The organism is Pyxidicoccus trucidator (genome assembly GCF_010894435.1).
In the GTDB taxonomy this organism is placed as follows: Bacteria; Myxococcota; Myxococcia; order Myxococcales; family Myxococcaceae; genus Myxococcus; species Myxococcus trucidator.
In genome coordinates, this window is the sequence record NZ_JAAIXZ010000002.1 from 171,644 (window position 1) to 186,287 (window position 14,644).

8 protein-coding genes are annotated in these 14,644 nt (G+C 69.9%); 2 read left to right on the forward strand and 6 right to left on the reverse strand.

Translation table 11 applies throughout. The features are described from left to right. Positions 1 to 4: 4 nt before the first annotated feature. Positions 5 to 2,896 carry an amino acid adenylation domain-containing protein gene (locus G4D85_RS07315; RefSeq protein WP_205525458.1) on the reverse strand — a complete coding sequence of 964 codons (2,892 nt, stop codon included), beginning with the start codon at positions 2,894 to 2,896 and terminating at the stop codon, positions 5 to 7. 225 nt (positions 2,897 to 3,121) lie between these two features. Here G4D85_RS07315 and G4D85_RS07320 point away from each other — a divergent pair, with 225 nt between their 5' ends. Beyond that, on the forward strand, positions 3,122 to 5,203 hold the full coding sequence (locus G4D85_RS07320) for a S9 family peptidase (RefSeq protein WP_205525459.1): 2,082 nt from the start codon (positions 3,122 to 3,124) through the stop codon (positions 5,201 to 5,203). Here G4D85_RS07320 and G4D85_RS07325 read toward each other — a convergent pair. Together G4D85_RS07325 and G4D85_RS07330 are read right to left on the reverse strand one after the other, a co-directional pair. Continuing rightward, positions 5,182 to 5,979 carry an ATP-grasp domain-containing protein gene (locus tag G4D85_RS07325; RefSeq protein WP_205525460.1) on the reverse strand — a complete coding sequence of 266 codons (798 nt, stop codon included), beginning with the start codon at positions 5,977 to 5,979 and terminating at the stop codon, positions 5,182 to 5,184. The two genes, G4D85_RS07320 and G4D85_RS07325, sit on opposite strands and share 22 nt — an antisense overlap. A gap of 349 nt (positions 5,980 to 6,328) precedes the next feature. After that, on the reverse strand, positions 6,329 to 7,285 hold the full coding sequence (locus G4D85_RS07330) for a hypothetical protein (protein ID WP_164009430.1): 957 nt from the start codon (positions 7,283 to 7,285) through the stop codon (positions 6,329 to 6,331). 465 nt (positions 7,286 to 7,750) lie between these two features. Here G4D85_RS07330 and G4D85_RS07335 point away from each other — a divergent pair, with 465 nt between their 5' ends. Next, positions 7,751 to 8,827: a glycosyltransferase gene (locus tag G4D85_RS07335; protein WP_338052876.1), complete on the forward strand. Its 1,077-nt coding sequence runs from the start codon at positions 7,751 to 7,753 to the stop codon at positions 8,825 to 8,827. On the opposite strand, the gene G4D85_RS07340 is transcribed toward G4D85_RS07335, so the two are convergent. The 3 genes from G4D85_RS07340 to G4D85_RS07350 form a co-directional block, all read right to left on the reverse strand. Then, positions 8,809 to 10,584: an FAD/NAD(P)-binding protein gene (locus G4D85_RS07340; protein WP_164009434.1), complete on the reverse strand. Its 1,776-nt coding sequence runs from the start codon at positions 10,582 to 10,584 to the stop codon at positions 8,809 to 8,811. The genes G4D85_RS07335 and G4D85_RS07340 overlap by 19 nt on opposite strands. A gap of 47 nt (positions 10,585 to 10,631) precedes the next feature. Beyond that, positions 10,632 to 13,151: a DUF5916 domain-containing protein gene (locus G4D85_RS07345; protein WP_164009436.1), complete on the reverse strand. Its 2,520-nt coding sequence runs from the start codon at positions 13,149 to 13,151 to the stop codon at positions 10,632 to 10,634. Between the two features lie 204 nt (positions 13,152 to 13,355). Then, positions 13,356 to 14,570 carry a small ribosomal subunit Rsm22 family protein gene (locus G4D85_RS07350; RefSeq protein ID WP_164009437.1) on the reverse strand — a complete coding sequence of 405 codons (1,215 nt, stop codon included), beginning with the start codon at positions 14,568 to 14,570 and terminating at the stop codon, positions 13,356 to 13,358. Positions 14,571 to 14,644: the final 74 nt, after the last annotated feature.

Below are 14,644 nucleotides of genomic sequence, written 5' to 3' on the forward strand. Positions count from 1 at the left end.
CGACCTAGCCCGGCTCGATGCGCAGCCCGCGAATCTTCACCTGGTGGTCGGAGCGGCCCAGCAGCTCGACGCTGCCGTCGGGAAGCCACCGCCCCAGGTCGCCCGTGCGGTACAGCCGCCAGCCCGGGTGGAAGGGGTCCGGCACGAAGCGCTCGGCGGTCAGGTCCGGCCGGCCGAGGTAGCCCCGCGCCAGCGACGGCCCTCCCAGGTACACTTCGCCCACCGTCCCCTCGGCAACGGGGTGCAGGTGCCCGTCGAGCAGCAGCATCAGCGCGCCGTCGATGGCATGCCCCACCGGGACGCAGTCCTCGTAGCGCCCATCGCGGCAGTCCCAATGGGTCAGGCTGATGGACGCCTCGGTCGGTCCGTAGGCCTGATAGAGCCCGGCGTCCAGGCGCTCGAAGAAGGCGCGCCGCAGCGCCGGCGTCAGCGCCTCGCCTCCGCAGATGACGTGCCGCAGGGGCAGCTCCGTGCCCGGAGGCAGTCCCTCCAGGAGCACCCCGAGCAACGAGGGGACGAAGTGCGCCACCGTGATGCGCTCGCGGCGCAGCACGTCCGGCAGATACGGGTGGACGCCCGCGCGGTCATGCTCCGAGGCCACCAGCCTCGCCCCGCGGACCAGCGGGAAGAGGAGCTCCCAGACGGAGATGTCGAACCCGACGGCGGCCGTCTGGAGGAGCGAGTCTCCGGGGCCGGCGGGGAAGGCCCGGAGCGACCAGGCCAGCCGGTTGTAGAAGCCCTCCACCGTCGAGAGCACGCCCTTGGGGCGCCCCGTCGTACCGGAGGTGTACATGATGTGGCAGACCGCGCCCCCCGGGGGCTCGGCTTCCGGCGTGGCCTCCTCCCGCGGCAACGGGAGCCCGTCCCCGTCGATGACGAGCACCTCCGCCGGGGCACTCGCGAAGGCATGGCGCCAGGCGGAGGACGTCAGCACCACCGGCGCGCCGGTATCTCTCAGGATGAACTGCGCGCGCTCCGCCGGAGTCTCCGGGTCCAGCGCCACGTAGGCGCCGCCGCTGCGCAGAACGGCCAGCAGCGCGACGACCAGCTCGCACGAGCGCTGGAGTCCCACGACGACCGGCGTCTCCCGCCGCACGCCCCGCCGCCGCAGCTCCCCGGCCAGGGCCTCCGACTCCTGCATCAGCGCGCGATAGGTGAGGTCGCGGTCTCCCGCCGTGACGGCAATGGCGTCCGGAGTGCGGCGGGCCCAGGCGAGGACGTCGTTCCAGAGCGAGCGCGGAGGGGTGAAGCGGCCGAGCCGGTCGCCCCAGTCCACGAGCACGCGCCGCCGCTCCTCCTTGTCGAGCAACTCCAGCCGGTCCAGCGGCGCCAGCGGCTCGCTCGCCGCCGAGGACAGCAGCGTGAGCAGGTGGCCCGCGATGCGTGCCAGGTGCTCGCGCGGATAGGGGCGCTCGCGCCCGGACTCCAGCCACAGCCGGGAGCCGTCCGCGCTCAGCGACAGGGACAGGGCCGCGTCCGGGGGGAGGGGCGCGGGCCCCTGCTCGACCTCCAGCGACACCACGACGGGGCACGACGTGGCGTGCTCGCGGAGCGCCGGCTCACGCCAGGGCATGTCCCGCGCGTACGGACGCCGCGACTCCACCTCGGCCAGCCGGGCCGCCACCTCCGCGAGCGCCGGCTCGAAGCCCGCCCCCGCGTTCAGGGCGACGGTGAGGGGGACATGCGAGACCAGTAGCGGCTCCAGCCCAAGGGCCGAGCGCCGCAGCTCCCTCGTGGACAGGCGCACCGACACGCTCTCCGTGTCGGATTGACGCCGCAGGTGCGCCAGCAGTGCCGTGAGCACCACCACGCGCGTGGAGTGGGCCCGGTGCTCCTGCCGGGGCACCTGCACCTCGACCCGCGCGGGCTCTCGCGGAGCCTCCGCCCGCGGCCCCTTCGGAGGAGGCACCACCGGGGGCTGCGTCTTCATGGCCGAGCCGAGCCGACGCAACCAGAAGGACTCTCCGGTGGGCTCCCCGTGGAAGCGGTCCACCGCCGCATACAGCTCCGGTGGGGGCAGCGGCAGCCTCGCGCCCGGCTTCAGCCCATGCCGCGCGGCCACCGCCTCGGCGGTGGCGGGCTGCCCATCCAACGACAGCAGCTCTCGCAGGCGCACCTGCCGGGTCGCCGTGGTGAGCGTGAGGCCCTCGGGCCCGACCGCCACCACCGTTCCCCCAGCGGACGCGGACGGCTCCTCGAGGACGTCCAGGGCGCGCACCACCAGCAGCTCGTCCCCCAGCAGCAGCCGCGGCACCCCGAAGGTGTTGCGGACCGTGGTGCCCAGCGTGTGCGCGCGGAAGGTGCGGTCCAGCTCCTCGGCGGACCCGGTGAAGCGCAGCAGCCCGGCGCCCGGCGGCTTGCTCGCCGCCCCGAAGTAGCTCCGGCGCGACGACTGCTGCGCCACGCGCCGCTCGGTGCCTGCCGACAGCTCCCCGACGAGCTCGCCGAACAGCCGCAGGGCCAGCTCGTGGCAGGTGACGTCCAGGTCCAGCGCCGTGTCCCGCTCGCCCACGGGGAACGTCGCCTGCTTGAGGATGTCACCCCCGTCGACCTCTTCCGTCATCACATGCCACGTGACGCCGTGCTCGCGCTCGCCGTTGAGCAGGGCCCAGGACGTCGCATGCACGCCCGCGTAGGCCGGCAGCGCGGCGTTGTGATAGTTGATGGCCAGGCGGCGCGGCAGCTCCAGCAAGGGCCGCTGGAGGATTCGGCCATTGATGATGCTGAACAGGTAGTCAATGTCCGCCATCGGCGACGACAGCTCGAGCTGGTGCGGATGCTCGAGCGCGGGCACCCCGCGCGAAGCCGCCCAGTCCCGGACCGCCGCACTCTCGGAAATGACTCCCTTCAGGACGTGCCCCGAGCCCAGCAGCAGCTCCGCGCATTTGATTGACAAGTCCCCTGTACCAACGACGAGGCTGCTGAGCGGGTTGGGCGTGCGCGATGACATGTTTGGGAAAGGCAACCGACTGAAGTTCGGCGGGCAACTTAGCTGGCCCGTAAATCATCGGTCCAGCCCGCCTTCAAACTAATTGCCACCTCTGCGGATGCTTTGGTGGAATCAATTTCGCCTCACTGTCGCAGTCCATTGGCGACCCTTGCCTGCTTGGAAGAATCCATCATGAGCAGTATGCCTGTCCCTGTCGCCGCTCAGCGCCCCGTCACCCATCACGTGCAGGGGCAAGCCCGCATCGACCCGTACGACTGGCTGCGCGACGCGAACTGGACCGAGGTGCTGCGGGAGCCCTCGCGCCTGTCCGCGGAGATCCGCGCCCACCTCGAGGCGGAGAATGCCTATGCGGAGTCCATGCTGGAGCCGGTGCGCGCCCTGCGAGCGCGCCTGCGCGCGGAGCTTCGGGCCCGCGTGGCGCAGGAGGACGCGTCCGTCCCCATTCCCGATGGCCCCTTCGAGTACTACCAGCGCTTCGCGCCCGGCCGGCAGTACCCGCTCCTCTGCCGGCGCGGTCCCGAGGGAGAAGCGCTCCTCTGCGACGTGACGGACGTGGCTGACGGGCGGCCCGGCTTCCGGCTCGTCAGTGCCCCGCATGGCCCCGAGCATACGTTGCTGGCCCTGGGCACCGATGACGGCTCGGGCCGCTGCACGGTGCGCATCCTGGACCTGCGCACCGGACAGGCGCTGCCGGAGCGGCTGGAAGGCACCGACGGCCAGCCGGTCTGGTGCGCCGACGGCCGCGGCCTGGTGTACGTGACGCTTGACGCGGAGCAGCGGCCGCACCAGGTGCGCCTGCACCGGCTCGGCACGGCCCAGGGCGACGACCGCCTGCTCTACGAGGAGCCGGACCCGGCCTTCTTCGCGGGCGTGTCGCGCAGCGGCAGCGGCCGCTTCATCCTGCTCACCTCGAGAGACCACACCACCTCGGAGGTCCGGCTCATCGACGCGGCCGCCCCCGAGTCCGGCCCGCGGCTGGTGGCGCCCCGTCAGCCCGGGGTCCACTACCTCGTCCAGGACCATGGCGACTCGCTGCTGGTGCTCCACAACCGGGGCGCGGCCGAGGACTTCGAGATTGCCCAGGCCCCGCTGGAGGCGCCGGGCCCCGAGCATTGGCGGCCGCTCGTACCGCACCGGCCCGGCAACCTGCTGCTGGACTGGGCCGTGAGGGAGCACCACCTGGTCCGGCTCGGGCTCGAGGACGGCATGCTGCGGCTCATCGTGCGCCGGTGGTCGGATGGCGACGAGCATGTGGTGGAGCTGGACGCCGATGAGCGCTTCGACGTGCGGCTCATTCCCGGGCCCGGCTACCGCTCCGGCCAGGTGCGCTTCGTCTGCAGCTCATTGTCCCTGCCGCCGCGCACCTATGACTATGAGCTGGAGCCCCGCGTGCGGCGGCTGCGCAAGGAGGAAGCCGTCCCTTCCGGCCATGACCCGGCCCGCTATGTCTGTCACCGGCTGGTGGCCACGTCTGCGGACGGCGAACGCGTGCCCATCACCCTGCTCCACCGCCGAGACCTGAACCGTGACGGCGGGGCGCCGCTGCTGCTGTATGGCTATGGGGCCTACGGTGTGCTCACCCAGGCGCGGTGGCGTCCGGAGGTGTTGAGCCTGGTGGACCGCGGCTTCGTCTACGCAATCGCTCACGTGCGGGGAGGGCGGGAACGCGGGCAGGCCTGGTACCGGGACGGTCGCGCCGGGCGGAAGGAGAACAGCTTCCACGACTTCATCGCGGCCGCGGAGCACCTCATCTCGGCTGGCTACTCCCGCCCGGGCCTCCTCACCTGCCACGGAGCCAGCGCAGGGGGCTTGCTCGTTGGGGTGGCCCTCAACCGGCGGCCGGCTCTCTTCCGCGCCGCGGTGGCGGAGGTCGGCTTCGTCGACGCCCTGGCCACCATGTGTGACGCCTCACTTCCGCTGACCCCGCGGGAGTGGCCCGAGTGGGGCAACCCGCTGGCCAGCCCGGAGGAGTACGCTGCCATGGCGGCCTGGTCCCCGGTGGACAACGTCGCGCCGCGCGCCTACCCGGCGGTGCTGGCCACCGCCGGGCTCACGGACCCGTACGTGGGCTACTGGGAGCCGGCCCGCTGGATTGCGCGGCTGCGCGAGGCCCAGCAGGCGGAGCAGCCCATGCTCTTGCTGACGCGGATGGACGCGGGGCACCTGGGAGCTGGAGGCCGCCTCGACAAGCTCGACGACATCGCGACCGCCTGGGCCTTCATCCTCCAGGCCTACGGGCTCACGGGCGAGTAGAGGGGCCGGTCCTCCGTGAGCCCCTCGCGCAGGTGCTGCAGGAACTCCTCCTCGCCTTCGCTCACCGGCCCCCAATAAGGCGTCGGGTTCACGTCGACGACATAGGGCAGCCCCTGCTCGTCGAGCACGAGGTCGACGGCCCCGTAGTCCAGGCAGAAGGCGTCCGCCATGGTGCGCGCGGCGCGCAGCACCGAGGCCGAGGGCTCCGGCAGGAGTGGCGCCAGCTGCGGGTCGTCCAGGAAGGGGCGCGAGACCAGGTAGTCGACGCGGTCCTCGCACTCGTTGATACGCCGCACGGTGTTCGTGGCCCGGCCGTGGCTGACGGAGACGCGGTAGCCCACGAAGTACACGCGGAAGAAGAGCCCCAGCCGGTTGTCGACGAAGCGCTCGATGACGAGGTCCGGGCTGGTCCACCAATCCGCGGGCACGAGCTCTCGCGGCAGCACCGGATACTCGGGGAAGTTGACGATGGGCGACGGTGCGTAGGGTGGGTAGCCGAGCAGCTCCCGCTCCTCGGGGCGCAGCAACTTCTCTGGGCGGCCGTGGGCGTTGAAGTTGTTCTTCACCATGACGCGCTCCTCGCGCGCTCCCTCCCGTGGGGCCAGCGTGCAGGGGAGACCGAGCCGGCGGTTCATCTCATGGACGGCGCGCTTGGTGATGTCCTGGATGCGTCCGTTCCACACGGTGAAGCCCCGTGCCTCCAGCGCGGTCACAACCGAAGCGCGGTCGCGTGGGAGCCGCTCCGGAAAGCTCAGGTTCACATTGAAGAGAACCATGTCTGCCGGTGCCGCGTGCCGCTGGACACGCGCGAGGAGGGTATCGGCGTCCTCGGAGGCATTCAGGAGCAGCGGTTCGCTTCCTTCAGTCAGCACCTGGACGAGGTAACGTTCCCAGGCATTCCAATCACAGACGAGATTCACGTTTCCTCAATTGCCCATCCACGGTGGAGTGACGCCGTCCGGCGACTCGCCCTGGAGTTGTGCTGCTGTTTGCATGCTCGGGAATCATCCGTCGCACCTGGGAGGTGAAGCCGCCCACTGGCGCACCACAACTCCGCTCGAGAGCTGACGCCGGGGGACCACGCACCCGGTATGAGCCAGGCGCGTGGCCTTACCACCTGAGGCACTAGTTCAGCATGGACTGGCGCTGCGTCATCGTCTGAAGCTTGTACTGAAGCGCAAAGAACTGGTCCCGCATCTCCAGCAGGTTCATGGCGGCGCCATTGCTCTGCTTCTTCGGCAGCAGGTTCATGGCAGCGCCGTTGCTCTGCTTCTTCGGCAGCAGGTTCATGGCAGCGCCGTTGCTCTGCTTCTTCGGCAGCAGGTTCATGGCGGCGCCATTGCTCTGCTTCTTCGGCAGCAGGTTCATGGCAGCGCCGTTGCTCTGCTTCTTCGGCAGCAGGTTCATGGCAGCGCCGTTGCTCTGCTTCTTCGGCAGCAGGTTCATGGCAGCGCCGTTGCTCTGCTTCTTCGGCAGCAGGTTCATGGCGGCGCCATTGCTCTGCTTCTTCGGCAGCAGGTTCATGGCGGCGCCGTTGCTCTGCTTCTTCGGCAGCAGGTTCATGGCGGCGCCGTTGCTCTGCTTCTTCGGCAGCAGGTTCATGGCAGCGCCGTTGCTCTGCTTCTTCGGCAGCAGGTTCATGGCGGCGCCATTGCTCTGCTTCTTCGGCAGCAGGTTCATGGCAGCGCCGTTGCTCTGCTTCTTCGGCAGCAGGTTCATGGCAGCGCCATTGCTCTGCTTCTTCGGCATCAGGTTCATGGCAGCGCCATTGCTCTGCTTCTTCGGCAGCAGGTTCATGGCGGCGCCGTTGCTCTGCTTCTTCGGCAGCAGGTTCATGGCGGCGCCGTTGCTCTGCTTCTTCGGCAGCAGGTTCATGGCGGCGCCGTTGCTCTGCTTCTTCGGCAGCAGGTTCATGGCAGCGCCATTGCTCTGCTTCTTCGGCATCAGGTTCATGACGGCGCCGTTGCTCTGCTTCTTCGGCAGCAGGTTCATGGCAGCGCCGTTGCTCTGCTTCTTCGGCATCAGGTTCATGACGGCGCCAAGGGACTGCCCGGACTCAACGATCGAGACATCACTTCTCATTGACCACGCTCCTTGTTGTGAGGCAGATGGAATCAGATCCATAATGCCAGTGAGAGACCTCTTTGCAAGCGGTACGCTGGGTCAACTCAGATCGCCACGCGCCTCCTGCGCCATTGGGGTATTCACAGAGGGTCGCGCTGTGAAGTTCGCGGCGGGATGCCATCAGCGGGCCCCCTCAAACCGCTCTGACAACCCGGGAGGGTCTTCGTGAAGTCCTTTGGTTTCGTCATCACGGAGCATGAGGGCCACCTCAACTCCACACTCTCGCTGGCGCGGATGCTGACCGCCCGAGGGCACCGGGTCTGCTACCTCGAAAGCAGCGACGGGGTGGGGGAATTTGTCCGACGCCAGGGGTTCTCATCCGTCGCAGCCCCGTTCCTACGTGACGCGCCTCGTCAGCCGCCCCCCAAGGGGCTCGGACCCATCGCGAGGTTGCGTCACGTGCGTCAGGCGGGCCGTGAGCGCATGCGCTCGCTCGAAGATATTCCCGGCCAGGTGGAGACGCTGCTGGGGCAGTTCCGGCCTGACCTGCTCGTCTTCGACCCATTCATCCTATGGCACTACATTCCGTTCTGGCGGCACCGAATCCCGGCGGTGGTGCTGAGCACCAAGCCGCTGCTGGACGAAGACCCGCTCGTTCCTCCCTACACCTCCGATGTCATCCCGGGCCCCTCCACCGCGCGCAGGCTCGCGGTGAGGCTCGCGTGGTGGCGCACGCGAGCGGAGTACCGCCGCTACCGGCTGTCGGCGCGCCTGTCGCGACTCGTCACGGGACATGGGACGATGAAGGAAGTGGAGCAGCTGGCCCGTCAGGCCGGCTTCCCGTTGGAGCAGGAGTGGGCCACGCGCCCGCTGGCGTTCGACTTCGCCCTGCGGAGCGTTCCGGAAGTCGTGCTGCACTCACGCGCCTACGACTTTCCCCGCGAGCGTCCGCTGCGCTCCAACGTGCACTATGTGGGGCCCTGCGTGGACCAGACACGGAAGGAGAGCGACTTCGACTGGTCCACCCTCGAGCTGCGCCCGCGGCTGCTGCTGTGCTCGCTGGGCACGGTGCGGCAGGGACGCGACGCGGTCGGCATCGCCTTCCTCCGCCGGGTCATCGAAACGTTCAAGGATGCGCCGGACTTCTCGCTCATCGTCTCCGCGGGTGACGCCCAGCTCGCGGAGCAGCTTCAGCCTCCCGGAGTCCGGCACGTGCGGGTGGTTCGCTCCGTCCCCCAGCTCCAGGTGTTGCAGCGCTGTACCGCGATGATCACCCACGGCGGTTCGAGCTCCGTCAAGGAGTGCATCCTGTCCGGCGTGCCGATGCTCGTGTACCCGCTGCGTGCGGATCAGCCCGGCCACTCGGCGCGCGTCGTCTACCACGGCCTGGGCCTGCGCGGCTCCGTGAAGGACGACGACAGCGCGACCATCCGCGCCAACGTCGAGCGGCTGCTGGCCGACCCGCACATTCCCCAGCGGCTGGCGACGATGCGGAGCCGGTTCTTGGAGGACGCGGAGGCCCCCGTCCGCTGTCTGGAGTCCTACGCGGGCTTGCGCTGAGCGGCCGTGGCGCGGCCGTCCTCCTCGAGGAGCCGGGTGAGCTGCGCCATGCGCTGTCGGCCGATTCGACTGGAAATCTCTCCCACGATGCGTGGGGTGATTCTCGCGAGCGTGTGCAGGCCGTCCGACAGGGGATAGGCGCCGAGCGTCGGCGGGCCCAGGGTGAAGAATCCGCAAGGCCCGGGGGGCGGCTCGGCCGGCTCGCCGAAGGGGCCGCCCACGGGGATTTCACACGTCGCCAGGTCGATGTGAACGCCCCCGGCATTGTAGAAGTAGCTCCCCCCGCGCTCGACGATGCGGGGCGCGCGCCTCGGGTCCTCCAGGGCGGCCCTGGCCAGGTCCGGCTCCAGGAACGGCACGAGCCGCGGGTGGAGCAGCCCCCGCTTGAAGAGGTTGCGCAGCAGCGGGTCCTCGGCCTCTTCCGCGTTGGGGCGCTGGCCGGTCGCCTGGACCAGCAGGTCGGCGCTCACGGTGCGCCTGTCCCCCGTGACGCTCGAGAATTGGACGCGGGGGCGCCCGCCGTCGTCGTCGATGCGGTAGTCCTCCCCCAGCCGCAGCAGCGACAGGAGCCCGGCACGTCGCAGCGCGATGAGCCGCTCGGCGTTGGCCAGGTTCATGGGCCGCAGATAGGCCAGCGCCAGCGTTCCGTGCCGGTCCAGCAGCTCGCGGTCCTCTCCCGGGTACAACGCGTAACAGTCCCGGAACATCTCGGTCTTCTGCCACAGCAGTGCCTGCCAGGGGATGAACCGCTGCTGCGCGAAGCTGGCGGAGGCCTCCCGGAAGTCTCGCTCGAAGCGGCTCAGCCCACGCCCGTCTCCCAGCGTGCACGCGAGCGCATCCAGGGCGCTGGCGGCATCCGGCTCACCCGCCCACCCCCGGGCGTCCGCCTGGGACAGCGCGCCCGACTCGCGCAGGTCCATCACCAGCAGGGCATGCACCTGGTCGAGCCGGATGAAGCCGTCCTGCTCCGTGGCGAGCTGCTCCAGCGTCTCCCAGGTGAAGTGGTGGTCATAATGCTGGCTGCCCAGCGGGTCTCCAAAGCCGAGGCTGATGCCATGGCCGGCCACCTTCGGCAGCCAGCCGCCGCGCGCCATCATCGTGAAGGTCGGCGGGCGCGCGTGCCCGGGCACGTAATGGAGCACGCCCCCATGTCGCTCGAAGGCGCCATGCGCCACGGCGACGGAGACGACTGCGTCGGTGGCCGTCAGGCTGGCTCCTAGCAGCGCGATGTGCTCGCCGGGGGACACCGCCTGCTGCAGCGCCGCGGCGGGCCAGCAACTGGGAAGGTAGCGCGACGGGTGCAACCGCTCGGAGCGCGTCTCCCAGTGGCCGCTGGCCAGGATGGCGAAGTCGGCGGGTACGTGCGTTCCGTCCGACAGCGACAGGGTGAAGGTCCCATCCGGGTGCCGCTCCATGTCCGTCACGCGCGTGCCCGGCCGGAGCTGGACATCCACGCCAGCGCCGCGCAGCTCCGCCACGTGCTGGTGGAGCTCGGCCCGGAGCTGCTGCCCCTTGTCGAGCCGGCTCACGCCCTGGTTGGCCGCCAGGTTGTGGATGGGCAGGTTGAGGTCCGCGTGGTATGGCATCCCGACCCCGAGCTCCGCGCCCGCCTCCACCACGAGGATGGAGGCCGGCAGGAACGGGATGCTGTCGGCACACAGCCTGGCCAAGGCCTTGAGCAGGTACATCGCCGCGGGCCCGCCGCCAATGATGACCAACGTCTCGCGTACTTCAACCCTGGGGTCCACGGTCGCCATGGTCGGAGGTGCTCAGCAGCGGGAGGACTTGGCGCGGGCGGCGGGCATCAGGCGCTCCACCAGTAGGACCACTTGAGCAGCACCACATCGGTCGCGGGACCAGGCCCGAGCCGCTCGGGCAGCAGGGTCCTGGGGGGGGAGCGGTCCTCCAGGAAGGGCGCGCTGGTCCGGGCGTGCGTGTAGACGAGGTAGAACATCGAGCCCAGGCGGTACTCCCACCGCAGCACGGCGTTGAGGTTGAGCTGGGTGTCCTGCACGTCCGGCAGCGACCCGGTGTAGTCGAGCGGCGCCAGGCTGCCGAGCCGGATGCGCCCGCCGTCGGGCGCGGCCTGGGTGAAGTTCGAGTACCGCTCGTAGGAGGTGAAGAGCTGGGCGAAGGCCTGCAGCGTGATTTGTGGGGTGAAGACGACCGTCTGCCGTAGCGTCATGCTGATGTAGTTGGACTGGAGATCGCCGAAAAGGTACGCGCCGTCGGTCAGCTCATCCACCCAGCGGGGGCCGTTCTCGGTGCGGTCATTCTCCACCGCCAGGGTGGTGGTGAAGCTGGGCGACGGCTGGAACAGCAGGTTGCCGCCCAGCGTCCACCCGAGCCCGCCCGTGCTGGCGCCGCGCGAGAACCGGTAGCCCGCGGCCGTGTAGACGCCGCCCGACAGCATGCGGCTGCGGTTGGTCCGCGTGGAGATGACGCCGTAGACGCGCGGGGGGCGCTCGAACGCCACCCCCGACCGGGCGATTTCCCGCACGTCGTTGACGTCCTGCTCGAAGCCCGCGTTGACGCCGACGAACTGGAAGTTGGGCAGCGTCATCGAGCCACCGACGGTCGTTCCCGCGGTGCGTATCAGCCCCCGGCCGTCCGTCGTCCAGCTCGTGAAGCCATTCAGGTCCATACGGGCCGACAGCAGGGACCCCATCCCGTTGGGGCGCACGTAGGAAACGCCCACGTCCGCGCGCTGCTCGTTCTGGGTTCGCAGGAAGCCGGTGGCATTGAGCTCCAGCTTCGGCGAGGCGTAGCGGTACGCGGTGTTGAAGCGCCAGGGCCCACCGCCCTGCTTGCCCGCCTTCACGTACATGCCATAGCCGAAGTCGCCGCGATTCAGCACCGTGCCGTCCTGGAGCGTGCTCGACGGGACGCCGCCCACAATCTGTGAGCCATCCACCTGCCCGAGCACGCCCCACGCGCCATCCGCCGTGCGCAGGTTCCAGTCCAGCGCCGCCGCGTTGCCGCCGCGCGTGCCACACCCGGCCGGCCGGGTGGGCTGCTCGAGGTCCTCCTCCGTGCACGGCGAGGTGAGCGGCACGGCCGAGGTGACCATTCCGCCCACTGTGGAGTTGGTCGCCACGTCACCGCGCAGCACCGCGGCGAAGTAGTTGGTGGTGGCCACCGGGCGCGTCGGCAGCTCGCTCCCGGGCCCCAGGTGCAGGGGCCGCTCGAGGTTGTAGCGCAGCCGCGAGCCCGGCGCGTCCTCGGAGGCGGTGGGATCGTAGGCGTTGCTGACGAGGGTGTTCAGGATGCCAATTTCCAGCTTGTCCGAGACGCGGCCCACCATCTTCACCGCTCCCAGGATGGGCGCCTGGGAGCCGATACGGCGCGAATAGAAGAGCTGGTGGGGCGCGTCCTCTCCCACCGGCTCGAAGATATCCAGGCCCTGGGTGAAGAAGGGGCGCCTCTCCTGGAAGAAGAGCTCGAAGTTGGTGAGGTTGAGGACGATGTTGTCCGCCTCCACCTGCCCGAAGTCCGGATTGAGGGTCGCCGTGAGGTTGATCGACTGGGTCAGCATGGCGCGCAGGTCCAGGCCCAGGTCGAACGTGGGCTCTGTCAGGCGGGGCTGGGGCCGCGAGGCATCCGAGTACTGAGGCCGCATGGCCGCGCGCGTCGCCAGGTAGGGCACCAGCTCGATCTGCCGACGGTCCTCCAGGTTCCGCAGCCCGGTCAGATGGCCGAACTTCGAAACGAAGACATTGGCATCCCGTGGGATGCGTACCGAGTGAATCTCCTCGTTCCTGCGCGCGATGAAGCGCTGGACCATGAACCCCCAGGTCTGGACGGGGGCGCTCTGCAGGCGCAGCGCGCGCAGCGGAATGGCCAACTCGGCGGACCAGCCATCCGGGAGCTCGACGGTGCGAGCGTCCCACACGGCATCCCAGTCCGACGTCTCCTGGTAGTCACCAAACAGGAGCAGGTCGCTGAGCACGCCCGAGGCATTGACGATGAACCTGTAACCCGAGCGGTGATTGTGCGAGGGGTCGATGTTGATGGCGACGTAGTCCGAGACGGGCTGGCTGTCGCGGCGTCCGAGCTGGCGGTTGACCAGCGCTGGCTGCGAGTCCTGGCAACGAATGCCGACGTAGAGGAAATCGTCGTCGAAGAGGATCCGGGCTTCGGTGGCTTCGGTGGGCGCGCCGCCCTGCTGGGGATAGTGCTGGACGAAGTCCCGGAAGGGAGTCGCGCTGGCCCACACCTCTTCATCCAGGCGCCCATCCAACTTCGGTGCAGTGGAGACGCGAACCGACTGGATTTCCTGCGGGGACTCGGCTCCCTCTTCCGCCGCCAGAGCGCCTGTGGACAATGCCAGTGCCCCAACGACCCAAGTACTCACCGAACGCAACATGTCCCTGTCGACGCCTCCGTTAGTTGTCGGCGTCTGTCTAACATGAAGCCAGGCACTGGCCTATCTCGTGGTAGGCCGCCTGGCGTCCGGCTGGAGGAGCTGCGGGGAGGGCTCGTGGCACCGGGAGCCCCCGGCCCCGTGTCGTCAGGGGCCGGCTTCAACTCAAGAGGGCGCGCCCGGGCTCGGGCCACTTCCCGGGCCTGACTGCGCATCCTCTTTCGGCGGCGGAGGCGGCACGCCCTTCCCGGCGGGCGCCACCACCCGTACCTCGGTCCTGTCGTCCAGCGCGAGCCCGTCGCCCTTGGGCTCCGTCTCCGTCACCGAGATGACGTCGCCGCGGTTGAGCTGCATGAAGCGCTCGTTGCGCTCGTTGCGATGCCGCTCCTGCATCGCCAGGCCCACGCGCCCTTCCGGGCCGCAGCCGATGTAGCGCTTGCGTCCCTTGCCCTCCAGCGGCTCGGAGACGATGCGGAACAGCCGCCCCGGCGTCAGCTCCGGCCAGGCTTCGCCCTTCGGTGCCAGCACGAGGTAGCTCATCTTGAGCGCCTCCTTGTGCAGGCTCGCCGCGCGCGCCAATTCCTCCACCACCTTGGGCATGGGCCAGGGCCGCTCCGCGTGGCACCAGTCGGTCTCCTTCACCAGCGCCGGGCACGCGCCCCGGTACATGCACGGCGCGCGCACCGCGTAGCCGCGCTCCACCATGGCGTCGCGCACGTGCAGCAGCCCCCGGCTCGTCTCGCGCAGCGCGGGCTCCATGACGAGCAGGCTGCCGCCGCGCTTCACCTTCGCCAGCGCGGCCTCCAGCAGCGCCGCGCGCGGGGCCGTGGCGGACTCGCCGGTGCCGTACAGCTCGTTGATGACGTGGCCCATCGTAATCAGGTCGAAGTTGCCCTCCGGCAGGGCGGCGCCCTTCTTCGTCGGGTCCCAGTCGCGCGTGGCCAGCGCCTCGCCGGCCTCGGTGGCCAGGCTGCGCGCCAGGTTGAGGGCGGCCTTGCTGCGGTCCGCGGCCGTCACCTCGCCCGCGCCCGCGTCCATGGCGGCGAATGCCACCGGGCCCGGGCCGCTGCCCAGGTCGAGCACCTGCCGGGGGCGGTTGGGCAGCTCGCCCAGCACCTGCCGCGCCTGCGCATAGGACACGGGCCAGTAGAAGAGCAGGTAGGCGCCCAGCAGGCGCGGGTCGTCCATGTACCGCGCGCCGGCGAGCTGCCGCTCCCGCGTGAGGCCGAGGGAGAGCTGCCGGACGCCCGCGCCCACCTCCTTCACCTCCTGGGGGGTGAGGCGTGTCTCGGGCCCGTCGCCCTTGCCGCGCGAGGCTCGCCACACGGCGATGAGCCTCGGCATCCACCGCTCCAGGTCCTTGCTGTACGCGTTGCTCATCCGGCCAAACCTTCGACTGTGGGGCCGCCTCCCGGGGGCGGCCACGTCAACCCGTTGTCATCCCGCCAAGGCTT

Excerpts from the sequence above, each read along its gene's own strand:
- G4D85_RS07320 (WP_205525459.1), top strand. The coding sequence starts at position 3,122 with ATGAGCAGTATGCCTGTCCCTGTCGCCGCTCAGCGCCCCGTCACCCAT.
- G4D85_RS07325 (WP_205525460.1), bottom strand. The coding sequence starts at position 5,979 with ATGGTTCTCTTCAATGTGAACCTGAGCTTTCCGGAGCGGCTCCCACGC.
- G4D85_RS07330 (WP_164009430.1), bottom strand. The coding sequence starts at position 7,285 with ATGAGAAGTGATGTCTCGATCGTTGAGTCCGGGCAGTCCCTTGGCGCC.
- G4D85_RS07335 (WP_338052876.1), top strand. The coding sequence starts at position 7,751 with ATGCGCTCGCTCGAAGATATTCCCGGCCAGGTGGAGACGCTGCTGGGG.
- G4D85_RS07340 (WP_164009434.1), bottom strand. The coding sequence starts at position 10,584 with ATGGCGACCGTGGACCCCAGGGTTGAAGTACGCGAGACGTTGGTCATC.
- G4D85_RS07350 (WP_164009437.1), bottom strand. The coding sequence starts at position 14,570 with ATGAGCAACGCGTACAGCAAGGACCTGGAGCGGTGGATGCCGAGGCTC.